23 protein-coding genes and 1 tRNA gene are annotated in these 21,056 nt (G+C 46.6%); 7 read left to right on the top strand and 17 right to left on the bottom strand.

The genetic code is table 11. From position 1 onward, the window contains the following. Window positions 1-5 precede the first annotated feature (5 nt). Entirely contained in the window at window positions 6-1,226 is a 1,221-nt protein-coding gene (locus tag HGH90_RS21075; RefSeq protein ID WP_168766940.1) for an ABC transporter permease, read from the top strand. 5 nt (window positions 1,227-1,231) lie between these two features. On the opposite strand, the gene HGH90_RS21080 is transcribed toward HGH90_RS21075, so the two are convergent. Next, window positions 1,232-1,558, bottom strand: coding sequence for a hypothetical protein (locus HGH90_RS21080; protein WP_168766941.1), 327 nt, complete (start codon window positions 1,556-1,558; stop codon window positions 1,232-1,234). 194 nt (window positions 1,559-1,752) lie between these two features. Beyond that, on the bottom strand, window positions 1,753-2,058 hold the full coding sequence (locus tag HGH90_RS21085; protein ID WP_169191851.1) for a hypothetical protein: 306 nt from the start codon (window positions 2,056-2,058) through the stop codon (window positions 1,753-1,755). Window positions 2,059-2,253: 195 nt separating this feature from the next. On the opposite strand from HGH90_RS21085, the gene HGH90_RS21090 reads away from it, so the two are divergent. Further along, complete coding sequence (locus tag HGH90_RS21090; protein WP_168766943.1) at window positions 2,254-2,862, top strand: hypothetical protein; 609 nt, start codon at window positions 2,254-2,256, stop codon at window positions 2,860-2,862. Window positions 2,863-2,921: 59 nt separating this feature from the next. On the opposite strand, the gene HGH90_RS21095 is transcribed toward HGH90_RS21090, so the two are convergent. Further along, window positions 2,922-3,317 (bottom strand): nuclear transport factor 2 family protein, encoded by a 396-nt coding sequence (locus HGH90_RS21095; protein ID WP_169191852.1) that lies wholly within the window; start codon window positions 3,315-3,317, stop codon window positions 2,922-2,924. A 142-nt stretch (window positions 3,318-3,459) separates the two neighbouring features. Here HGH90_RS21095 and HGH90_RS21100 point away from each other — a divergent pair, with 142 nt between their 5' ends. Further along, window positions 3,460-4,455 (top strand): AraC family transcriptional regulator, encoded by a 996-nt coding sequence (locus HGH90_RS21100; protein WP_169191853.1) that lies wholly within the window; start codon window positions 3,460-3,462, stop codon window positions 4,453-4,455. Here HGH90_RS21100 and HGH90_RS21105 read toward each other — a convergent pair. Then, window positions 4,443-5,030 (bottom strand): SMI1/KNR4 family protein, encoded by a 588-nt coding sequence (locus HGH90_RS21105; RefSeq protein WP_168766946.1) that lies wholly within the window; start codon window positions 5,028-5,030, stop codon window positions 4,443-4,445. The two genes, HGH90_RS21100 and HGH90_RS21105, sit on opposite strands and share 13 nt — an antisense overlap. A 144-nt stretch (window positions 5,031-5,174) precedes the next feature. On the opposite strand from HGH90_RS21105, the gene HGH90_RS21110 reads away from it, so the two are divergent. Then, the gene (locus HGH90_RS21110; RefSeq protein ID WP_142684896.1) at window positions 5,175-5,456 is read left to right on the top strand and encodes a hypothetical protein; all 282 of its coding nucleotides are present in this window, start codon (window positions 5,175-5,177) and stop codon (window positions 5,454-5,456) included. Between the two features lie 57 nt (window positions 5,457-5,513). Here HGH90_RS21110 and HGH90_RS21115 read toward each other — a convergent pair whose 3' ends face one another. Beyond that, complete coding sequence (locus HGH90_RS21115) at window positions 5,514-6,359, bottom strand: AraC family transcriptional regulator (protein ID WP_168766947.1); 846 nt, start codon at window positions 6,357-6,359, stop codon at window positions 5,514-5,516. Window positions 6,360-6,444: 85 nt separating this feature from the next. Between HGH90_RS21115 and HGH90_RS21120 the strand changes: the two genes are divergently transcribed. After that, window positions 6,445-6,843 (top strand): DoxX family membrane protein, encoded by a 399-nt coding sequence (locus HGH90_RS21120; RefSeq protein ID WP_168766948.1) that lies wholly within the window; start codon window positions 6,445-6,447, stop codon window positions 6,841-6,843. After that, on the top strand, window positions 6,843-7,784 hold the full coding sequence (locus tag HGH90_RS21125; RefSeq protein WP_168766949.1) for a polysaccharide deacetylase family protein: 942 nt from the start codon (window positions 6,843-6,845) through the stop codon (window positions 7,782-7,784). The genes HGH90_RS21120 and HGH90_RS21125 overlap by 1 nt, the downstream gene beginning before the upstream one ends. A 100-nt stretch (window positions 7,785-7,884) precedes the next feature. Here the strand turns inward: HGH90_RS21125 and HGH90_RS21130 are convergent, their stop codons facing one another. Then, window positions 7,885-8,961, bottom strand: a complete 1,077-nt coding sequence (locus HGH90_RS21130; RefSeq protein ID WP_168766950.1) for a DegT/DnrJ/EryC1/StrS family aminotransferase — start codon at window positions 8,959-8,961, stop codon at window positions 7,885-7,887. Between the two features lie 192 nt (window positions 8,962-9,153). Here HGH90_RS21130 and HGH90_RS21135 point away from each other — a divergent pair, with 192 nt between their 5' ends. Further along, window positions 9,154-9,798, top strand: coding sequence for a NeuD/PglB/VioB family sugar acetyltransferase (locus HGH90_RS21135; protein WP_168766951.1), 645 nt, complete (start codon window positions 9,154-9,156; stop codon window positions 9,796-9,798). On the opposite strand, the gene HGH90_RS21140 is transcribed toward HGH90_RS21135, so the two are convergent. From HGH90_RS21140 to HGH90_RS21190, 11 genes are all read right to left on the bottom strand, one after another. Beyond that, window positions 9,799-10,455, bottom strand: a complete 657-nt coding sequence (locus HGH90_RS21140; RefSeq protein ID WP_168766952.1) for an alpha/beta fold hydrolase — start codon at window positions 10,453-10,455, stop codon at window positions 9,799-9,801. 93 nt (window positions 10,456-10,548) lie between these two features. Then, window positions 10,549-10,620, bottom strand: a tRNA-Arg gene (locus tag HGH90_RS21145). A 56-nt stretch (window positions 10,621-10,676) separates the two neighbouring features. After that, window positions 10,677-12,491 (bottom strand): AMP-dependent synthetase/ligase, encoded by a 1,815-nt coding sequence (locus tag HGH90_RS21150; protein WP_169191854.1) that lies wholly within the window; start codon window positions 12,489-12,491, stop codon window positions 10,677-10,679. Between the two features lie 33 nt (window positions 12,492-12,524). Then, window positions 12,525-12,812, bottom strand: coding sequence for a 2TM domain-containing protein (locus HGH90_RS21155; protein ID WP_168766954.1), 288 nt, complete (start codon window positions 12,810-12,812; stop codon window positions 12,525-12,527). An 82-nt stretch (window positions 12,813-12,894) separates the two neighbouring features. Further along, a complete protein-coding gene (locus HGH90_RS21160; protein WP_168766955.1) occupies window positions 12,895-13,560 on the bottom strand; it encodes a YceI family protein in 666 nt (221 codons plus the stop codon). A 63-nt stretch (window positions 13,561-13,623) separates the two neighbouring features. Then, on the bottom strand, window positions 13,624-15,279 hold the full coding sequence (gene paaN / locus HGH90_RS21165; protein WP_169191855.1) for a phenylacetic acid degradation protein PaaN: 1,656 nt from the start codon (window positions 15,277-15,279) through the stop codon (window positions 13,624-13,626). Between the two features lie 95 nt (window positions 15,280-15,374). Then, window positions 15,375-16,451 (bottom strand): tetratricopeptide repeat protein, encoded by a 1,077-nt coding sequence (locus tag HGH90_RS21170; protein WP_168766957.1) that lies wholly within the window; start codon window positions 16,449-16,451, stop codon window positions 15,375-15,377. A 174-nt stretch (window positions 16,452-16,625) separates the two neighbouring features. Further along, the gene (locus HGH90_RS21175) at window positions 16,626-17,870 is read right to left on the bottom strand and encodes a DUF1015 domain-containing protein (RefSeq protein WP_168766958.1); all 1,245 of its coding nucleotides are present in this window, start codon (window positions 17,868-17,870) and stop codon (window positions 16,626-16,628) included. A 137-nt stretch (window positions 17,871-18,007) separates the two neighbouring features. Further along, window positions 18,008-19,120 (bottom strand): 3-phosphoserine/phosphohydroxythreonine transaminase, encoded by a 1,113-nt coding sequence (gene serC / locus HGH90_RS21180; RefSeq protein WP_317166165.1) that lies wholly within the window; start codon window positions 19,118-19,120, stop codon window positions 18,008-18,010. A 154-nt stretch (window positions 19,121-19,274) separates the two neighbouring features. After that, window positions 19,275-20,255, bottom strand: coding sequence for a zinc dependent phospholipase C family protein (locus tag HGH90_RS21185; RefSeq protein ID WP_211093118.1), 981 nt, complete (start codon window positions 20,253-20,255; stop codon window positions 19,275-19,277). Window positions 20,256-20,353: 98 nt separating this feature from the next. After that, window positions 20,354-20,962 carry a DUF502 domain-containing protein gene (locus HGH90_RS21190; protein WP_168766959.1) on the bottom strand — a complete coding sequence of 203 codons (609 nt, stop codon included), beginning with the start codon at window positions 20,960-20,962 and terminating at the stop codon, window positions 20,354-20,356. Window positions 20,963-21,056: the final 94 nt, after the last annotated feature.

The raw sequence follows: 21,056 nt of genomic DNA on the forward strand, positions 1-21,056 counted from the left end.
TAAGTATGAGTACACTCAACCTCATTCTCATAGCATTAAGAGCCTTGCAGCGAAACAAGCTTCGCGCATTCCTGACCATGTTGGGTATCATTATAGGGGTGGCCGCAGTAATTGCTATGGTGGCCATAGGAGAAGGGTCTAAAGAAAGTATACAATCACAGCTTAGTAGCATGGGCTCCAATATGATTACTGTTTTACCGGCCAGTAATGTGGCTGGCGGCGTAAGAATAGGAGGGGCCAGTTATCAGTCGTTGACACTGCCAGATGTGTTGGCTATACAACGGGGAGCTGAGCATGTAAGTGCGGTATCACCGGTATCGTCTACTAAAGGGCAGGCGATCTTTGGCGCGTTGAACTGGCCTACCACATTGCAGGGCGTGGCGCCCTCTTATTTTGATATCCGCAAGTTAACAATCAGTGATGGCATCGCCTTTTCCGATGCCGATGTAGCTACGGCGGCAAAGGTGTGTGTGCTGGGGCAAACAGTGATCTCCAACTTGTTTCCCAGCGGGGAAAGTCCGGTGGGGAAGGTAATACGCCTGAATTCCATCCCATTGCAGGTAATCGGTACCCTGGCTCCCAAAGGACAGAGTTCTTTCGGGCAAGACCAGGACGATATTATACTTACGCCCTATACTACTGTACAAAAGCGCATCCTGGCTACTATTTATTTCCAGAGCATTTATGCATCGGCGGTGAGTGAAACAACATCAGCCCAGGCCACCGATGAAATAATAGATATCCTGCGGGGAACGCACCGTTTGCGGCCGGCCGATGAAAACGATTTTCAGGTAAGAACGATGGAGGAACTGATCAAAACATTGAGCTCTACCAGCAGCCTGTTAACCATCCTGCTCACCGCTATTGCCGGCATATCGCTGGTGATAGGCGGTATCGGCATCATGAACATTATGTATGTATCGGTAACAGAGCGTACCCGTGAAATAGGGCTGCGTATGTCGATAGGCGCCCGGGAGCTGGATATCCTGTTACAGTTCCTGGTTGAAGCAATTATTATTAGTGTTACCGGCGGGCTGATAGGCGTAGTATTGGGGATTACTACTGCTAAAGTAATTACCCTCGCACTGGGATGGCCTACGGTGGTATCGCAGTCATCTATCGTGTTGTCGTTTGTTGTATGTGCTTTTACAGGAGTATTCTTTGGTTATTACCCGGCACAGGCAGCGTCGCGGTTAGATCCCATTGAAGCATTGCGGTATGAATAACTGTATCAGGCATCGCAGTCGCACAGCGCGGCAATCCCGGTGGCTATCCATTGTTGAAAGGCACTTTCCTTTTCAAACGGTGCCAGGTTAAGGGGGGCGCCGGTAATATCTTCCAGTGAGGTGCCATCGGCGTGCATTTCCACTATTTGCCGGGTAGCAATTTCCTGCAGGCGGGTAGCCTTCCCAATGATCTTCCTGAACTCAAATACAACGCTGTCAGAGGTGTCATTGGCATGGATTACTGTGACAATAAATTCATAGTTGCCAAATGATTGCAGCCGGGCAATGGCGTGTGCATTGATCCTGTAACAGCTGCCTGGTTTCAATTGCATAAAAAGGGATTTACGGCACTATGAATTTACGGAACAATTGGCAGCCGGCGAAGATAAAATTATCATCTGTTAATTGCATTTTTGTTGTACCGGCCACGGACAAACGCAATGCGGTAATTCCCGCCGGGTGTATGTTTGCGAGATAAAAAAAGCCGGAAGGTTTCCCTGTCCGGCTCAAATTATAGGTTTAGTAATTAGTCTTTTTTCTTGTTATGTATCTGCGATTTTTTCAAGTATACCTTTTTCCCTTTGTCGTCTACGATAAACTTCCTGTCTTTTTTATCGATGTATACCGTTTCGCCATTGGGCCCTTCCTTGCCTTTATAAATTTTGTCTGTAACTGCTGAGGTCCCTTTCACAGCGATAGAAGCGGTTTTATTCCCGACTTTTTCAGCCGTTTTTTTGATACCCTGCGCTTCAGTGGTATGGCTGGCGAAGGAAAGAGCGGCGGCTGTAACGGCTGCAAACAGATAGGCGGCGATATGTTTTGGAGCTTTCATGTTATGAGTACTATTAATGTTTAAAAAATTGTTTCCTCAATAGGCGTATTTTCAACAATAATGCCATATTGTTTGTTCATTAAAATACGCCCTTTTATGGATGAGTAGTTGATTTGTTGAGATGGCATACTGGGGATTTTCCCCGTATCTGATCGCTTTATTCTTCGTATATTCATCTACGATATTGTTATGCCCGTGAAATCATCGAAAAAAGGTCTGTATCTATCTGTTCCTACACCTTGCGAGGAGAATTGGAATGACATGCCCCTGTCTGCAGATGGACGCCGCTGTGGCAGCTGTCAAAAAACGGTAGTCGACTTCTCCTTATTATCAGATGCTGAAATTTTTGCTGTTATTACTAACAGTAAAGGAACTGTTTGTGGCCATTTTGTGCCATCACAGCTGGAAAGAGCAATAATGCCGGGCGTGCCTGCCCGTCATTATTCGGTGCCCGCCATGCTCCTGAGCGCCGGGCTTACCCTTGGTATTGTTACCACGGGGCATACCGAATCCAGGGAGCTGGAAAGGGTAGAAGTCGGAATTGTGCCCGCCGCTAAAGATTCTGCCCTGCCCAATGCGAAAATAAAGCAGTTGCCGGAGGTAGTGGTGACATCATACGCTACCAGGAAAACATCTAGCGTTACCGGTGCTGTTTGTGTAATCGAAGGCGCAACCATTAAGCCGCCTAAGCAGGAAAACGAGCCGATGTACTATTCTGGAAGGAGTATATCCCTGCGTGGCAATGAGCAGCAGGCGCCTGCTCAAGAGGAAAAAAAGAAAAAACGCTTCCTCTTTTTTAAATAGCAACACCTTCCAGGCTGCCCGTAGCCCGGAAGGTGTTACCCATGCTGTTGCCTAATAGTTTAATTGCCCCAGAAGAAGTCTTCCTGCTGGATATCTGCTGCAAATATTTTAGCCGCTACAATCTGGCCGTCTTTTACCGTATATACGTCCACGTTGTCGGTGTGTAATGTGGCGCCCGGCCGGCTGGCTTTCCAGGTAAGCACTACGGAGGCCTGATCACCATTAATGGCAATCGTCTTTACATCGGCCAGTGACATGGTATTTTCTGATACGCTAAACATACCGCCCACCATTTCAAATACGGCGCCGCTGGACTTTTTTGTACCAGAAAAACGGTTGCTGCCTGGTTGTTCCCAGCTGATGTCAGGATGTAATAACGCGTCCAGTTTTTCAAAATTCAACTGCTGTACTGCCTGCACAAATTCTGTGACTACCTGTAATGTTTGCTTTTCCATTTTTATAGTTTTTAGTTGTTGATGAATTGATAATGCAAAGCTACCTCCCGGAGCAGGCGTATCACTTACCTTTACACGACAATTACTTACCATTTAACGACAACCTGATTTTTGTGAGCAGGGAGATAAATACCTTTACAGCATGAAACAGTTAGTATTAAGTATGATTGCCTATGCCGTACAACGGGACGTAGACGCGGTGCAGCTATGCAAGCTGTCGGGCATTGACGTAGCGGCCCTAAAAAAGCAGCAATCCGCGACTGTATCTGCGCAGCAGCTACAGGACTTGTGGTTGAATGCAAGCCGGCTTACCAACGATCCCTTATTTGGGCTGCACTTTGGCGAATCCCTGAAGCCTGCAGCTTTGGGCATAGTAGGACAAATCATCCAGAGCAGCGCCACAGTGGGAGAGGCCATTACGCATGCAGCGGCCCTTACTCACCTGGTAACAGACCAGGTACGCATGGAGATAAACCGCAGTAATAAGGCATTTACGGTAAAGCTGATACCTGCACAGGATTATGGCGCCACGCCGCCCTTTGCTTTCCGGCAGTTGATTGACTTGCTGATGGTTATGGTCATCCATGAACTGGATGGGCTGTTGCTGGAAAAAATTACGCCTGAAGGTGTGCGCCTGGCCTATACAGTGCCCGATCAGGCTGAATATGAACGGGTGTTCAGGTGTAAGCCCCTGAAACGCCATGGAGAGTATGCGCTGGTATTTGATATCAAGTATTGGGAGGAACCGCTGTTAACGGCTAATTATGAGCTGCAGGAGCTCTTATTGAAGAAAGTAAGCAGTATGCCACAACCGGTACCTGATTCCCAAAACCTGCAAACAAGAATTTATAATTACCTGATAGCTAACTCATACCTGGGGGTTTCTTCGCTCGACGATATCGCTGCCAACTTCAATGTAAGTCCGCGTAGTCTGCAGCGTAAGCTGAAAGAGGAAGGAGTGAAATACCAGGATATTGCAGATGCGGTAAGGCGTTCACTGGCAGTTTATTATATTTCTTCTGGTAATTATCCGCTGAAAGATATTTCCTGGATGCTTGGCTATAATGAGTTGAGTGCGTTTACAAGGGCTTTTAAACGGTGGACGGGTAGTACTCCGGTTAATTATCAGTCGTTGTAGTTCAGGAATGTGTCTTTATGTACAATTCCCCATTTTTTAACGAAAATATACTCTCCTTTTTCCAGTGCGGTGAGATAGTCATCCAGCCAGGCTTCAAAGGATGGCGCTAAAATAGCGCGGTGGCTGTCGTCGTGCCAGAGGGTGATGATCTGTCCATGTTTGCCACCGGGGGCCGGGTCCAGGTCAATACAGAGATGATTGCCGAAGCCATCGCTGGTGAAGGGGATCCATAGTGGATTCCACCAGTCGTTTTTGATACCGGTATCCGGCGTAGATTGAATAGGTTCATCGCGCCAGGTAAAACTTCCGGAGTCCAGCTGATCTTTCCAGTGATACCACTGGGCAGTAATATCTTCCATGCCGAGCAGCTGATCAGCATCTACCAGGCCGGCCCTGGCCTTTTGCTGGCCATCATGAATAGCATAAAAGGTTTTGAAAGCGGGCGGTAATGCCGTTCCGATAAGTTTTTCAAGCGATTCCACCGCCTCGAAAGAAGCCCCGGGACGAAGGAGATTGAGCAGTCTGGGGGCATGCTGAGTCATCCAGTTCTCCCATCTGATCCAATATTGCTGCATATGGTATGGGTTTTAACGACTATAAAGATGTGAAATTTTATCAATAATTTTATTCATTCTCACTGCATGTTTTTTATTAGGTAATTATCAATAATTTTGTATTTCTTGAGAAGAGTACAACATCATAAAAAAAATAACTCCTTTATGGCACAGTTACCTAAATTTCTGATTGCAGATGATCCTGTAACAGATCCGGAAAATGAATATATTTTTCATACCGAAAAACCCCGCTTCTTCGCCAAACGTGTAGAGGAAGATGAAGAAACTGCCTACATTGATATTATTCATGAAATCGACAATGTAGAAGAGTTCTACAAAAATGCGCCGGAAAAGAAACAGGAACTGCTGGAACAGCTGGAAGACTGGTACTACTCCTACATGGAGTGGCTGGAAGATGATGGCGAAGAAGAAGAGGACGAAGAATAGTAACAATGAACGGTAAAAAGCGGCACCATCCAAGGAGGTGCCGCTTTTTATATGCACTTAATTCGCCTGCGCAGCCAATTCCTTCCTGAAGGCGGAAGGGTTGATCCCCTTATATTTTTTAAACATCCTGTTGAGGTGACTTTCGTCTGTAAAGCCCAGCTCATCTGCAATTTCACCTACCCGCATACTGCTGTACTGCAGCCTTGTTTCTACCAGCTTGAGCTTATACTGCATAATATACTGTTGTAGCGTATCACCATTATTACGTTTAAAATACTCGCTGAGATAGGTGGGTGAGATATTGAAATGTGCCGCAATCTGGTCGGCCCTTAACTTTTCCGGCGCGTAAATATGCTCATGTATGTAGTGCAGGATATTAAGCGACGCCTCATTCCTGGCCGGATGTTTAGGCTGTTCGGGCATCTGCAGCAATATATTCCGCGCTATCACCATAATGATGGTGTTCACAATTTGCTGCGCCATTTCCCGGTGATAAGCCTGTTGATTCACTAATTCACGTATCAGTGCCTCTACCAGTGCTTTTACCAGCGGTTTATCATTCCTGTTCTTCAGAATACAGCCAGGCAGGTGGTTATGATTCTGGAAAATAAACTCCAGTTGCTGAATCCAATCTTTATGCTGATTTTGCAGGTAGATGTTATTGAAGCGGATAAAGAAGAATTTGGTGCTTTCCTGCACTTCAAAAGAGTGACAGTCCTGCGGAAATACCAGGAACAGCTTCCCCTGGCTGTAAGGTAGCTGGTTTTTGTTGACGCACTGTATCCCACTGCCTTCTACGATATATACCAGTTCGAAAAAATTATGCTTGTGCGGATCTATCGGACACTCCGTGCACTCCCGGTATTCTATCTCGAAAGGTTGATATAAGTTCTCTTGTAGCATACTTGCAAAAGTACAGAATGATCCTAAAAATGTACAAATTATTTCCCAGGGCGGTAGCTGATCTTTGTGGTATAAACGCACACAAATGGAAAATAACGCTATCGTATTCTTTTTGCTCCGCCTGGCCGTTGCTGCCAGTATGTTTGGACACGGTTTGGTAAGGTTCCCTAAGTTAAATGGTTTCAGCGCCTGGATGGTAAAAAGTTTTGAGAAATCCATGTTGCCCGAGGTAATGGTGGTACCCTTCAGTTATGCATTACCCATCGCTGAATTTGTGATAGGATTGCTGCTCATCCTGGGCCTGTTTACCCGCGTATCGCTGATTGGTGGAGGCCTGGTAATGGTGCTGCTGATCTTTGGCACCGCTATGATAGAAAATTGGGAAGCCTTGCCTTCTCAACTTATTCATGCCGCATTCTTCGGCATATTGCTCGCCTTCATCCAATACAACACCATCGCAGTTGATCATCTCATTAAAAAATAATGGCTACAAGAAAAGAATTCCTGAAAACAGCCGGCCTGGTTGGATTGGCCAGTATGGTAAATCCAGTTAGTATGATGGCTGTCACCACAACGCCTCAACGCGAACAGCGCTCTGGCTGGGCCGACGGCTCCCGCCTGGTAGTATCCGTATCCATGCAGTTTGAAGCAGGCGGACAACCAGAACATCCGGAAAGCCCTTTTCCGCAGAACATGCTGAAAGGCTATAAAGACTGGCCCGCTAATACCTGGTATGAATACGGCTACAAAGAAGGTATTCCCCGTATGCTGGATAACTGGGATAAGCACGGCATTAAGGTAACTTCCCACATGGTGGGCAGTGCGGTGGAAAAGAATCCGGCGCTTGCCAGGGAAATTGTGCAGCGTGGACATGAGGCCGCAGCGCATGGCCGCGATTGGTCGTCGCAGTATATGTTGTCTTATGAAGAAGAAAAACGATTCATTAAAGATGGGGTGGAAGCGGTGAAGAAAGCTACCGGCGTAGTGCCGGTAGGCTACAATGCCAACTGGTTGCGGCGTGGCGATAATACGCTCACCATTCTGCAGGAACTGGGGTTTTTGTATCACATAGATGATCTCAGTCGCGATGAACCATTTATAACGAAAGTGAATAACGTCGATTTTGCAGTGGTGCCCTACACGCTACGCTGTAATGATATTCAATTGATCACCGGGCAATGGTTTTCGACCGACCAGTTTTTACAGCAGGTAAAAATGGAGTTTGATCAATTGTACGAAGAAGCTGCTCATCGCCGCCGAATGATGTCTATCAGTTTTCATGATCGTATAGGAGGATCGCCTCAAATGGTGAAGGCCACCAGTGAGTTGTTTACCTATATGAAACAACATGCAGGCGTAAGCTTTAAACGGAAAGATGAAATTGCAAAAATGGCCCTGGCAGATAAACATACCATCAGAGAATAGCAGCGCCCGTATAACCAGGTAGGTCGGTATTGGCCACCTGGTTATTTTTAACGGCAGCATCATAAAAAAGATCAAAGTGGCCGGCACTTTGATCTTCCCTTTATATGTTTTTCAGGACTACTTTCAAAATCAGGTCCTGGTCTTCCTTTCGCAGGGTGTGATAGAGAGGTAAGCACAATACCCTTTGCGCAATCGACTCAGCGTTTGGACAGCTACTGTTATCTACATAATTGATAGTATTGAGCGATGGAAAGAAATATCTTCTTGGCTGTATATATTGCAAATTGAGTGCTGCCATCACTTTCAACAATACGGCCTCACTTTCAAATACTACAGGGAAATAGGCACAGTTGAAATCGCATCCTTTGGTGATGGTTAACAACTGCACTTTATTGGATTCCTGTAAGGCCGCCTGGTACCGATGCCATTGAGCTTTACGTGTTTTGAAAATTTCATTCATATGCTCGAGGCAGCACAGTCCCATGGCAGCATGGAATTCGGAATTTTTCGCATTAATGCCGATACCATCAAAAGTAACGGGAGAGGTATGGCCAAAATTCCGCAGTAACCCCATGCGGTCAATCAGCTCTGGTTGGGTAGTAAATACCGCGCCTCCTTCTACCGTATGAAAGATTTTGGTGGCGTGAAAGCTGCAGGTACTGATATCGCCGTATTCAAAAACAGATTTGCCATTGTAAAGACTTCCAAAGCAATGAGCGGCATCATAAATAACTTTCAGCCGGTGCTTTTTTGCGATGGCTTGTATCTGGTCTATGTTGCAGGCATTACCAAAAACATGGGTCGCCAGGATGGCGGTTGTTTTTTCTGTGATAGCAGCTTCTATCTTGTCGGGGTCGATGTTGAAAGTAAGCGGATCAATATCCGCAAACACCGGTTTACAGTTCTCCCAAACAATAGTGCTGGTGGTAGCCACATAGGAAAAAGGTGTTGTAATTACTTCCCCGCTTAAATCGAGTGCTTTAATGGCTATTTGAATAGCAATGGTGCCGTTGGAAAGAAACAGCAGGTTCGATGCATGCAGGAATCTTTTAAGGCTGCTCTCCAGCTCATTTACCAAAGGTCCGTGGTTAGTGAGCCATTGCCGGTCCCATATATCGTTGAGATACTTATTGTATTCTTCTCTCGGCGGAAGAAAGGGTTTAGTTACTGGTATCATCTGGCTTATATTACAAATCCCTCGAATTTATAATTATCGGGAAGAGTGAAGGTACAAAGATTGTATATAAAATACGGGTAGTGGAAGATATTCATATATAAATTATTGATTTAATGGATGTAGTTACTGTTCTGCAATTTTCCTACATTTAAATCCTAAAATATCTTCAGTTATCATACCAACAGGAAACGTATGACGGGCAACAACAAGAAAATATGCATTGTGGGTGCAGGCGGATTTGGCAGGGAAGTACTCTGTTACATTATGGATATTATGGATAAAACACGGGCGATAACAGATATGGCCTGCTTCATGGTAGATGATGAATACTATACAGTCGCCACCTTAATGGGCGTAACCGTCATCCCGTTTTCTGCTTTTGATGCCTCATGGTATGATGTGGTGATCGCCATCGCTGATCCAGCAGTAAGGAAAGGGATAGTAGACAAGCTCCCGGCTGATACCACGTATGCCACCATCATTCATCCCGCCGCCTATATTTCTCAACAGGTAGAAATCGGAGAAGGCAGCATCGTCACTCCCGGCGCCATCGTTAGTCTGAATGCAAAAATTGGGAAGCACGCGCACTTAAATCACCATACCACCCTGGGCCACGACTGTGTAGTGGGCGATTTCTTTACCACCGCGCCGGGCGTAAATATCAGCGGCAACTGCCATTTTGGGAGTGGGGTGTATTTGGGTACCAACGCCGCCGTACGACAGAAAGTGAAGATTACAGACAACGTAACCATCGGCATGGGAGGCATAGTGGTGAAAGATATTTTGGAAGAGGGCGTGTATACAGGCGTACCGGTGCGGAAGTTGACGAAGCGATAATTACCTCAACACCTTCTCCACCCACTGTTTGGTTTCACTTACTAACAACGACATCACATCTTTCTTCCCGGCCTTAAAAGAATGATCGGCTCCTTCCAGCTTTACCAGCGTAGCTTTTCGCAAAGACCGGCATACGGTTTCAATTAGTTCCCAGGTAGCCAGTGTATCTTTGCTGCCCTGTAGAAAAAGCATAGGGATTTTGAGTGCCTTCAGGTGTTCCGCGCGTTCAGTACCAGGTTTACCGGATGGATGAAGCGGAAATCCATAGAAAACAATGCCCTTAACAACGCTTTCCGGATGCATGGCAAGGTACTGGGAGCTCATTCTTCCTCCGAAAGATTTACCGGCAGCAAACAGCGGCAACTTAGGATGTAATTCCTGGGCCTTTGCAATCGCCGCCGCTATTGTTTCATGAGCTACCGCCGGAGAATCAGGCCGGCCTTTTTTACCTTCAGCGAAGGGGAAGTTAAACCGCAAGGTAGCAATGCCTGCTTCGGCAAGAGCATGGGCCAATGTTTCCATAAATGAATGGTCCATTCCTGCTCCTGCTCCATGTGCGAGTGTGAAAACGCAGGTAGGTTTATCCGGTGCGATGTATTTGGCTGAAACCGTACCTATGGAAGGAGAGACGGAGAGTTTGAAGGATTGTGTTTTCATGATGAGAGCGAAATTAAGTCATGTCAACAATATGCTTCCCGTTTATCTGTAAATAAAAAAGCCTCACAATTCATAAATTGTAAGGCTTTTTCGTAGCCTCAACAGGGATCGAACCTGTATCTAAAGTTTAGGAAACTTCTATTCTATCCATTGAACTATGAGGCCATTCTACCGCCCGATTTAGGGATCGGGTGGCAAAAGTAAGGGTTTTAAATTAATATTTAAAGACTTTCTATATCTACTTTCCCATTGGCGGGGGCATAAATACCATCAATTTCCGCTTTGTATTTCTCCAGTACCACCTTTCGTTTGGCCTTTAGGGTGGGGGTTAGTTCCCCGCCGTCCACGGTCCATTCTTTGGGTAGCAGTACAAATTTCTTTACCTGCTCAATGTGGTTGAAGAATTGGTTGTACTTCTCTACTGCCTGTTTGAAAAGGTCCTGCACATCGGGGTGTTTCAGCAGCTCTTCGTTGGAATTGGCCGTAATGCCGCGTTTCTGGGCCCAGTTCTTCAAATTGGAGAAGGAAGGAACGATCAGGGCGGCGGTAAACTTGCGGTCTTCGCCTACTACCATGATTTGTTCTATGTAGGGCGACTCCTTGAACTTATTTTCAATAGGCTGAGGCGCTACAAACTTGCCACCAGAGGTTTTGAAAAGTTCTTTTTTGCGATCGGTAATCTTCAGGAACTTGTTATCAATGAGTACGCCTATGTCGCCGGTATGGAACCAGCCATCTTTGATGGCATCAGCGGTAAGATCGGGGCGTTTGTAATAACCAATGGTAATATTAGGCCCTTTACAGAGAATTTCCCCATCTTCTGCGAGTTTTACTTCAATGCCGCTGATAATGGGGCCTACCGTGCCAAACATACGGTCTTCCACGGTAATGCGGTTAACGCTGATGACCGGCGATGTTTCGGTAAGGCCATAGCCCTCCATAATGGGAATACCGCCGGCAGTAAAGATTTTGAGTAGGCGCACCTGGCAGGCTGCAGCACCGCTCACGATAGCCTGGATATTACCTCCCAAAGCAGCCCTCCATTTGCTGAAAACCAGTTTGTTAGCTAGTTTTAGCTGTAGGTTATACCAGGCGCCCTGGTCTTTATTGATTTCGTACCGTTTGCCTAAGTCAACCGCCCAGAAAAACAGCGCCCGTTTAATGCCTTTGAGCTCCAGGCCGGTGGCCATAATCCGCTCATATACTTTTTCCAGCAGCCGGGGCACAGTGGTAAAAATGGTCGGTTTAACTTCTTTCAGATTATCTCCAATGGTGTCCATACTTTCGGCATAGTAAATAGGTACACCGGTGGTGAGATATAGGTAAGTCACCATTCTTTCAAAAATATGGTTTAGGGGAAGGAAGCTCAGGGCTTTGGCGTCCTTGTTTACCGGCAGGTAGGGCTTACAGGCCAGCACATTACTCATGATATTGTGATGGCTTAGCATCACGCCTTTGGGGGTGCCCGTGGTCCCGGAGGTATAGATGATGGTGACCAGTTCTTCGTGTGAAATATTTTTCTTCCCTTCCTCTATCTGTGCAAAATCCGCTTCATTGCCCATGTCAAGTATTTCCGTCCAGTGGCGGGCGCCTTCTATTTTGTTGAAGGTGAAGATCTCCCGGATGGTTGGAAATTTATCACGCAATGCGGTTACTTTATCGAGCAGGTCTTTATCGCTTACAAAGAGAATGCGCGCTTCTGCGTCATTGAGTACATAGGCCAGTTCGTGTTCACTGATAGTAGGATAGATGGGAGTGAGTACTGCGCCCAGCTGTTGTACCGCCAGGTCGGTGAGCAGCCATTCCGGCCGGTTAGGTGAAATGACGGCTATTTTATCTTTTTCTTCATTATGTTTAATGCCCGCCCTGATGCCTAGTTTGAGCAGGCCTGAACTAAACCGGAGGGTAATGTCCGCTACTTCCTTTGTGCTGTATTTTCTCCATTCCCCATTTTCTTTACCGGCCAACATATCTGCTTTGGGATAGTTGGAGAGTTGGTAAGCAATCACGTCAAATAGTCGCTGCGGTAGATCCATATAACTGTCGAATTTCGTTTTAATTCAATGATATCAGGGTCGCGTGTGTTGTTGCTCCTGGAGCTTTTCATATTCTTTCAGCGCATCGCCATAAGGGTCTTTATGGTAAGCATTAAAATATTGAAAAGCGAGTGCAATACCCCATCCCAGCGACATCCACACTGGCCAGGGAGTACCATGCATTTTGTTACTGTCTGTCAGAAACCAAACGGCCCATAATCCCAGGTTAATAACAAGGTAAATAATGAGATGAGATTTAAACCTGGCCCTGGCTTTCGCTATGCGCCATAGTCGCTCGTCTCGTTCTTGGGAAGTTTCCATCGCAGTCAGTTTTAGATAGTAGTGGTGATACTAAATTTAAAATATTTTATTGGCTTCGCGCAGAAAAAAACGAAAAGCGAACTTAACGGGTAGCACTGATATCGAAGGAAATATTTACCTGTGAGTTGATCAGTTTATCCTGCAGCGATTTGTCGGCCCGGTAACTGATTCCCCATTGGGTGCGGTCTATATTGAAGTTGGCAATGGCCCTGATCTGGTGCTTCGTAAAAGTGATAATGGCCGGGAAGGAAATATTTTTGGTAGAGTCTTTCAACGTCAGGTTGCCGTTAATGGTATGGGTGGCATTTTTTAAAGTAGGTAAATCACCCACTGCCGGCTGAAAAGGCGTTACGCGGGTAATTTCAAAGGTGGCACGGGGATATTTTTTGACATCGAAAAACATTTGCCCTTTCAGTTCATTTTCCAGTTTGTGTTGCATGGCGGTATCACCTGCCAGGTCAACATCTTGCAGGGAATTCATGTTGATGATAAGCTGTCCGCCTGTAATAACGGAGTCTTGTGCATAGAGCGCTCCACCTGCCAGTTTCAGGGTGCCATGATGTTTGCCGGTAGGTTTGGTACCGATCCACTCCACCTGGCTGGCGGCCGTGTCAGGCAGATAAGCATTGCCCGTTCCGGGTTGCACGGTCTGTGCTTCGGTAATCGTAGCTTTATCAGCTTTGGGCGCCTGCTCACATGCTATGGTATAGCAGGTAGTAACGAAAATGACAGATAGCAGTTTTCTCATAAATACATATAGGCTTTAAACAACAAGCGCCCCTTGATTCCGGGACGCTTGCCAATGTTTTTGTTATTCAGCCAGTTCCCGGTTGCCCACCCACACAAATCGCTTCACAATAAACTCCTGGTTGGTAAAGCTGGCGTTTCCTGCCGGATTACCACCGGTAACATGGAAGTCGGAAAATGCAGCATGTTGATTCACCCAGATAAACCCGGTAAGATTAAAGGATACAGGGGTGAATACGCTGTTCATTTCTTCTTCTATTTTGTCTTTGGTAGGTTTGTCCGTAGCATAGGCGGCACAGGTGATAGCGCCATATTTAACCGCCATCTGTTTGGCCAGTTGAATGCTATGGTCTGTATCCCTGGTTTTAATGATCAGGATAACAGGGCCGAATAGCTCTTTCTCGTAAATAGCTGTATCGGCGCTACTCACTTCCAGTATTGTAGGAGAGCATATCCTGGCTTTGTTAAATTCTTCGTTGGCTATTGGACCGCCTTCCAGTATTACCTTTCCGCCCAGGTGCCGGGCTTCTTTGGCCCTCGCCAGGGTTTGGTCGTTTTGTATGGCGCCCAGGGTGCCGGCCCCCATTTTAGGATGGTTGACCAGGCCCACCACGGCATCCCTTAACTGTTGTACCACTTCATTAAAAGATACATGCCCACTGGCGGTATTGATCCCATTTTCGGGGATAAAGAAGTTCTGTGGCGCGGTACACATCTGCCCGGAATACAGGCTAATGGAAAAAGCAAGGTTCTCAATAACGGGACCTAATTCTTTTACGCTATCCATTATAACGGAATTAACGCCAGCTTTCTCCGTAAATACGGTCTTTCCCGGAAGGGATTCTATATAGTTGCCGAAGGCGCTGCCGCCGGTGTAGTCAATGAGTCTGACATCCGGATGTTCGCATAGCTCCTTGGTAATCAGGTGATCTGAGCTATCGGCTGCCAGTTGGCAGATATGAGGATCATAGCCATTGTCCCGCAAAGCCTGTTGTATGGCGCTAACGGCGATAGCTATGGGAAGAACAGCTTTGGGATGTGGTTTTACAATGACCGGGTTGCCGGTAATCAGATCGGCATATACACCAGGCAGGGTATTCCATACAGGGAAAGTAGAGCAGCCAATGACCGCGCCGGTGCCTTTGGGAATAGGCTTAAAGGTTTTATAAAGCCGGATGTTAGTTTTGCCCATTGGCTTTTCCCATTCCAGGTGGGGAGGGTAGCGTTGCAACTCGTGGTAACCAGTGGCAATGGCTTCGAGGGCACGATCGTTGGCATGCGGACCGGAAGCCTGGAAGCTCATCATGAAACTTTGCCCGGTAGTATGCATGGTGGCATTGGCGATGTCGAAGAAATAATCTTTGATACGCTCCAGGGTTTCGGTGAGGGCGCCGGCTCTTTCTGCTACTGGTAACTTGCCCCAGCTTTTTCCCGCCTCGGCAGCTTTGCTAAGTAAATCACTGACCGCAAAAATGGGATAACTCACGCCTAAAACTTCCTGGGTGTAGGGAGATACCTCTTCACCGCTCCAGCCTGTTTCTCCGGTTTGCAATAACTGTTTGAAGGGCTTGCCCAGCAGTTGCTGGTAACTCTGAACGCCCTTTGCATGGGCTTCTTCACCGTAAGCTTTGGGGTGCTCCGGGTATTGCGAGTAAAAAGTTCTTTCGTGGTTCGCCTTTACCGCGTTGTTGATGGTGTTTTGGTGTTTGGTAACGAGCATATTCAGATTTTGAGATTTACAATTTACGGATTTAGTCATTCAGTTGCTACAGCAACTAAATGACTATACGGGTAAATCCAAAAAATATCCAAATACTAGTACCCCGAATTAATCAGCGTAAACTTCCCATCGTTGTAATACTCATCCGGTCTTGGCTTTAATGGGTAGCTGCGTTGAAACTTCTGGAAGGCATCGTAATCCTGTTTGTGTAATCCTACCCAGGCTTTATAGTTGGCCTGGTTGGAGGCTGGGCCAAATAACCACTGGTTGTAAGAGTCAAACATTCCTTCCTGCAACAGTTTACGCTGAAAGTCGAAGAGCGCATACGGATACTTCATACCATAAAAATTAAACCAGTCGAGCAGAAAACGGGTACGTACCATTATCAAAGCATCGGGATCTATTCCGCCCGTTACTACGCTGATCTGTTTACCCATACAGGCTTTATAGGCCTCTACGAAGTCGCTTCCACCACCTCTTTTTCCCTTTTTATCGTCGGTCAGCGCACTTTCGAACAGCGACGGATCATTGAATAATTTCTTATAGGATTCCAGTACTATATTCCTGATCTCTGCGGTACGGGTGGTGAAACTTTCCATATTCATGAAGGTTTCGCCATACAATATGCACCAAAGCGGATTGTTACTGTAGCTGTATGTTTTGGTGGCATTGTAGTAGTTGCCCGGAAATCCCGGATCCTGCTCAATACCTTTAATCCAGCTCTTCAATGCTGCATCATACATCTTGAAGTTCATCTGCATATTGCCGTTGTCATTGTACAGCTCCCCGCTGTTGGGGAATTTGCGGATGCCACGTTCGTAGATACGTTGCGCTGCTTTCCATTCTTCCCGTCCTATAAAAATATTACCAGCTATCTGGAATGTCTGTACGTCTGCCTCTTTGCTGTTCAGCAAAGGTTCTATCACACTCTTGGCTTTTACAAGGTCTCCTTTCAGGTAGAAGGTAAAGCCCAGCTGCTTTTTATATTCAAAATTGTCCGGCTCCAGTTGTAAGGCCTGGTTCAACACCAGTATAGCATTGGAATAATCTCCGGTACGTATAAAGCCGCTGGCTGTATTGTACAATTCCTTGGCATCCTGCGCCACTACTACCTGCGAAAATAAAACTCCTGCAACTATAAATGCTTTCAATAAAGAAGACCGCTTATTCATTCCTTGTCTGTCGTTTGTTGTAAAAGTAAGGAAAATGGGGTAATGTGCCGCCAATCAATCGATCCGCAGGTAGGCAAAGAAAATGCCAGGTTTATATTATTTTAAATTATAATTTGGGTGATAGGGAGATAAACTGTCTCTCCCCGCTGAAAGCGGGGAGAAGAACTGATGATATTAAATAGTATGGGTAATCAGGCCATCACGCAGCTTCGGCTCAAACCAGGTACTTTTGGGCGGCATTACATTACCACTGTCGGCAATATCAAATAATTGCTGAATGGTAACCGGGTACAGGGCAAAGGCAACTTTCATTTCCCCACTGTCTACACGTTTCACCAGTTCCCCGAGTCCGCGGATACCTCCCACAAAGTCGATGCGTTTATCAGTGCGTTGGTCTTTGATGCCCAGCAGTTTGTCGAGCACATTGTTAGAAAGGATGGTTACATCCAGGATGCCGATTGGGTCGGTAGTATAAGTGCCCTCTTTGGCTACGAGGCGGTACCATTTGCCTTCCAGGTACATGCTGAATTCATGCAGCATGGTGGGCTGTTGTGGCAAATGGCCGATTTCTTCCACCGTGAAATCGTAATCGAGGCGGGACAGCAGCTCTTCTTTGCTCAAGCCGTTGAGGTCTTTTACCACCCGGTTGTAGTCCAGGATAGCCAGCTGGCTGGCTGGGAATATAGTGGTGAGGAAGTAGTTGATCGGATTTTCTATAGACGTGATTTTACCGGCGGCTTCAAATTCTTTTTGTACCAGGCTGGCGGAGGCGGCGCGGTGATGCCCGTCGGCAATGTAAGTACAGGGCACTTTCTCCGCAAAGAGGGTCGTGATTTCCTGGACAGCTGAAGGCGTATTTACCACCCAAACCGTGTGCTGGATGCCATCGTCGGCCTTGAAATCGTATACCGGTTTGTTATGCTCCTGCCAGCGGTCTATCAGGGCATTTAATTCCGGTACATCGTTGTAGGCCAGGAATACGTTCCCGGTTTGTGCCTTGGTGGTTTTAATATGATTAATCCGGTCCAGTTCTTTGTCGGGACGGGTAAATTCGTGTTTTTTAATGATGCCGTTGTTGTAGTCGGCAATGGAGGAAACGCATACCAGTCCTGTTTGGGCGCGGCCGTTCATCACCAGCTTATAAATATAATAGGCGGGTTGTGCTTCTGCGAAAAGTACACCTTCCTGTACCAGTCGATGAAGGTTTTCTGCAGCCTTGTCATATACCTGCTGGCTATGGGTATCAATGCTTTCGGGTAAATCTATTTCAGATTTAGAAACATGATAATATGAATACGGGTTACCGGTTGCAGCGGTTCTTGCCTCGTCCGAACTGAGTACGTCGTAGGGTCTTGCTGCTACCTGGGCGGCCAATGCTTCTTTGGGTCTTAATCCATTAAAAGGTCTGATAATAGCCATGATATAGATATATAATTTTTGAGGGTAAATGTTATAATAAAAATAACGATTTATCCCTAACGAATTACGGAGTTACGGGGAGTTATCTGTAAAATAACTATCCGCAACTCCGTAAACAGAGATATCTTTATTTTTTATCAGGCCTTTTTCAGGGAGAAATATTTCATGGCTTCTACCATCACTTCTACACTTTCATAAGGCAGGGCATTATACATGGATACGCGGAAGCCGCCGGAGAGACGGTGTCCTTTGATCCCAACAATGTCTTCCTTCTTACAGAACTTCAGGAATTCGTCCTCCATTTCCGGTTTATCCATGATGAAGCAGGCGTTCATCTTGCTACGGTCTTCTTTCACCACGGTGCCACGGAACAGCGGGTTATGGTCAATTTCATCGTACAGCAAGGCTGCTTTTTTATCATTGATTTTTTCAATGGCAGGAATACCGCCCTGTTCCTTCAGCCAGCGCAGTGTAAGCATGCTGATGTATACAGCAAAAACGGGAGGGGTGTTGAGCATGGAACCATTTTCAATATGGTTGCGGTAATCCATGATACCGGGTATCTTGCGGGAATTCACTTTGCCCAATATGCTCTTGCGTACTGCCACCATGGTAGCACCTGCGGCGCCCATGTTTTTCTGTACACCGGCATAAATCAGCGAGTACTTGTTAAAGTCCATGCTGCGGCTCATGATGTCGCTACTCATATCAGCTACCAGGGGTACGTCGGTCACCGGGGTCATATGCCATTGGGTACCATAAATAGTATTGTTGGTAGTGATATGCAGGTAGCTGGCCTGCGGCGGAATGGTGAACTGTTTGGGGATGTGATTATAGTTGCTTTCTTTGGAGCTGGCTACTACGTCAACGTAACCAAACACTTTGGCTTCTTTGATGGCTTTGTTAGACCATACGCCGGTATCTACATATGCCGCTGTTTCACTGCTTTCCAGCAGATTCATTGGCACCTGCATAAACTGCGTGGTAGCTCCTCCATGTAAGAAGAGCACCTCAAAGTCGTCATCAAGCTGCATCAATTCCCTCACCAGGTTGCGCGCCTCGTCCATCACCGCGATAAACGGTTCCGTTCTGTGACCAATTTCCAGTATCGACATGCCCGACCCTTCAAAGTCAATCAGCGCTTTACTGGCTTTGTACAATACCTCGTTGGGTAATACAGAAGGACCTGCGTTAAAATTATGCACCTTCATGTTGCGATTCAGATTAAATTCATTTTTTGATCTTTCCACTTTGTTTTGGTTTTTCTAAGGAAACGGAAAAAAAACGGCACGGGTGTTTTAAAACCTGTAAGGCGCGTGGTGTAGGATAGGCTAAAAGATGGTATGGGCAAAGATAAAATTTCTTTTCTAATTATTTAGAATTACTATAAATATTTTAGCGCACTTACTCTTCTCTGACGGTTAAATTCCCTTTCCCCCATTGCTGTTGCAACTGTTCAAATGCCTGTAACTCCGATGGGGTAAGGGTTGTATGGGTTAATGCCTGCAGGGATGGCTGCCCCGCATTGACCCAGGCGGTGTACCAGGCGGCGGCTACCGCCCCAATGGCCTGGCGCATGCGGCGCTCTACCATGTCGCCCATAGACCGTGAATATGCCTTCGTATAGTCGTCGGCGTAAGTACGTACCAACACGCCGTTGCGGCTTTCGTAAGCAAACCGACGCGCCGCCGGAAACGCCTGGCTCAGCTGTTTCTCACATCTTAGCACCGTATCTGCCGCCATGCCACTTACCCGTATCACATCCCATATATATTTCCGCGGCTCCGCAATATACATGGCTTTCCCCGCCCAATAGCTGAATTCCTCGTCGGCCAGCAATTCGGGGATGCGCGACTCCCACAAGCCGTGGATACCAGTTTGCCCTGTCAGTTGCCCATTGTGATTGGAACAGGCATGCAGGGGCACATGCGCATCTGCCATGTAATGGCCCAACTCGGCCGACAACCGCAGGATACGCTGCTGGTCCCCCTCACGGAACGCGCCCGTGAGCAAAGCCATCATCTTTTCAAGATGCCAGGGCAGTATGCCATTGCGATGCAGCGTATCGGCCGTGTACCGCGCTACCGCATCAGCCCAGTTCCTGGGTATATTATTGTACGGCGGCGCGTCAAATAAATCGATGTCTATGAAATGCCGCGGCGCCTCTGCCGCTACTGCATACCGGCGCTTATCAGGGTCAGTAGCATGGGTGGTCAGGTACTCCAGCTGCGGCTTATACAATATCATCATCTCCGGCGGCAAACAAAATACCGCCAGCCGGTTAATACGCTGATGCGCGAAAAAGCCCCATGCACCCGCATCGGTACATGATAATATTATTACACTAAAGATTACGGTAATACGTAAACGGGATTGGGTTAACATATAGCTATATTTTTGGGTACACGAATATAGCCATTTTACCTGTCCGAATATCCAACGGCGTCGCGTTATTTAATGCTACCCGTTGAATACGGGAATAATTAAATATTTGTCACACCTCCGCTTACGGCAAACTTCATCGCTTCGCCCGCAGAGATGTTGGTCAACGGTTTTACCCTTTCTTTCGGGACCATAAAAACTTTACCGGTAATGGCATACGCATGAGGTACATACACGGCCATATAGCCTTCCAGGCCCAGGTTGCTGACATCGCTCTGGGTAATGAACCCCATTTCCCATACATCTATCCCGTAAATCTGCACCAATACCGGGTGATCAAATTTTTTCTTCTCACCCACAAAAGCATCAAAAACATCCTTGATGGAGGTATAAATGTATTTTATGAATGGTGTGCGCTCCAGTAAATGATCAAACAAATCAAAGATCCGCCCGATAATAAATGAAGAGCTGAGATACCCCACCACAACGATCAACAGCAATACCAGCACAAATCCCACCCCCTTATATTTCAGGAAACTGAAGGAGGCATCCTCCGGGATGATCTCCTTGGGTATAATATTGTCGATGGTAACGAAAGCCCAGTATAAGGTTAACGCCGTAATCCCTATCGGCGCCAGGATGAGTAATCCCTGGAAGAAGTAACGCAACAGTCTCGATGCAAATACTTTAAATCTAAGCTTTGGCGACATGGTTCAAAATTAGACTGCAAATTAGACAATAAAGCGCAAAGCGGAAAGCTACCACCGCTTAAATGAATGTTACCACATGTAAAAAATAATTACT

This window comes from Chitinophaga sp. Ak27, assembly GCF_012726295.1.
Taxonomy (GTDB): Bacteria; Bacteroidota; Bacteroidia; order Chitinophagales; family Chitinophagaceae; genus Chitinophaga.

Coding starts and splice junctions, on each gene's coding strand:
- HGH90_RS21075 (WP_168766940.1), top strand. CDS start 6: ATGAGTACACTCAACCTCATTCTCATAGCATTAAGAGCCTTGCAGCGA.
- HGH90_RS21080 (WP_168766941.1), bottom strand. CDS start 1,558: ATGCAATTGAAACCAGGCAGCTGTTACAGGATCAATGCACACGCCATT.
- HGH90_RS21085 (WP_169191851.1), bottom strand. CDS start 2,058: ATGAAAGCTCCAAAACATATCGCCGCCTATCTGTTTGCAGCCGTTACA.
- HGH90_RS21095 (WP_169191852.1), bottom strand. CDS start 3,317: ATGGAAAAGCAAACATTACAGGTAGTCACAGAATTTGTGCAGGCAGTA.
- HGH90_RS21100 (WP_169191853.1), top strand. CDS start 3,460: ATGAAACAGTTAGTATTAAGTATGATTGCCTATGCCGTACAACGGGAC.
- HGH90_RS21105 (WP_168766946.1), bottom strand. CDS start 5,030: ATGCAGCAATATTGGATCAGATGGGAGAACTGGATGACTCAGCATGCC.
- HGH90_RS21110 (WP_142684896.1), top strand. CDS start 5,175: ATGGCACAGTTACCTAAATTTCTGATTGCAGATGATCCTGTAACAGAT.
- HGH90_RS21115 (WP_168766947.1), bottom strand. CDS start 6,359: ATGCTACAAGAGAACTTATATCAACCTTTCGAGATAGAATACCGGGAG.
- HGH90_RS21120 (WP_168766948.1), top strand. CDS start 6,445: ATGGAAAATAACGCTATCGTATTCTTTTTGCTCCGCCTGGCCGTTGCT.
- HGH90_RS21125 (WP_168766949.1), top strand. CDS start 6,843: ATGGCTACAAGAAAAGAATTCCTGAAAACAGCCGGCCTGGTTGGATTG.
- HGH90_RS21130 (WP_168766950.1), bottom strand. CDS start 8,961: ATGATACCAGTAACTAAACCCTTTCTTCCGCCGAGAGAAGAATACAAT.
- HGH90_RS21135 (WP_168766951.1), top strand. CDS start 9,154: ATGACGGGCAACAACAAGAAAATATGCATTGTGGGTGCAGGCGGATTT.
- HGH90_RS21140 (WP_168766952.1), bottom strand. CDS start 10,455: ATGAAAACACAATCCTTCAAACTCTCCGTCTCTCCTTCCATAGGTACG.
- HGH90_RS21150 (WP_169191854.1), bottom strand. CDS start 12,491: ATGGATCTACCGCAGCGACTATTTGACGTGATTGCTTACCAACTCTCC.
- HGH90_RS21155 (WP_168766954.1), bottom strand. CDS start 12,812: ATGGAAACTTCCCAAGAACGAGACGAGCGACTATGGCGCATAGCGAAA.
- HGH90_RS21160 (WP_168766955.1), bottom strand. CDS start 13,560: ATGAGAAAACTGCTATCTGTCATTTTCGTTACTACCTGCTATACCATA.
- paaN (WP_169191855.1), bottom strand. CDS start 15,279: ATGCTCGTTACCAAACACCAAAACACCATCAACAACGCGGTAAAGGCG.
- HGH90_RS21170 (WP_168766957.1), bottom strand. CDS start 16,451: ATGAATAAGCGGTCTTCTTTATTGAAAGCATTTATAGTTGCAGGAGTT.
- HGH90_RS21175 (WP_168766958.1), bottom strand. CDS start 17,870: ATGGCTATTATCAGACCTTTTAATGGATTAAGACCCAAAGAAGCATTG.
- HGH90_RS21185 (WP_211093118.1), bottom strand. CDS start 20,255: ATGTTAACCCAATCCCGTTTACGTATTACCGTAATCTTTAGTGTAATA.
- HGH90_RS21190 (WP_168766959.1), bottom strand. CDS start 20,962: ATGTCGCCAAAGCTTAGATTTAAAGTATTTGCATCGAGACTGTTGCGT.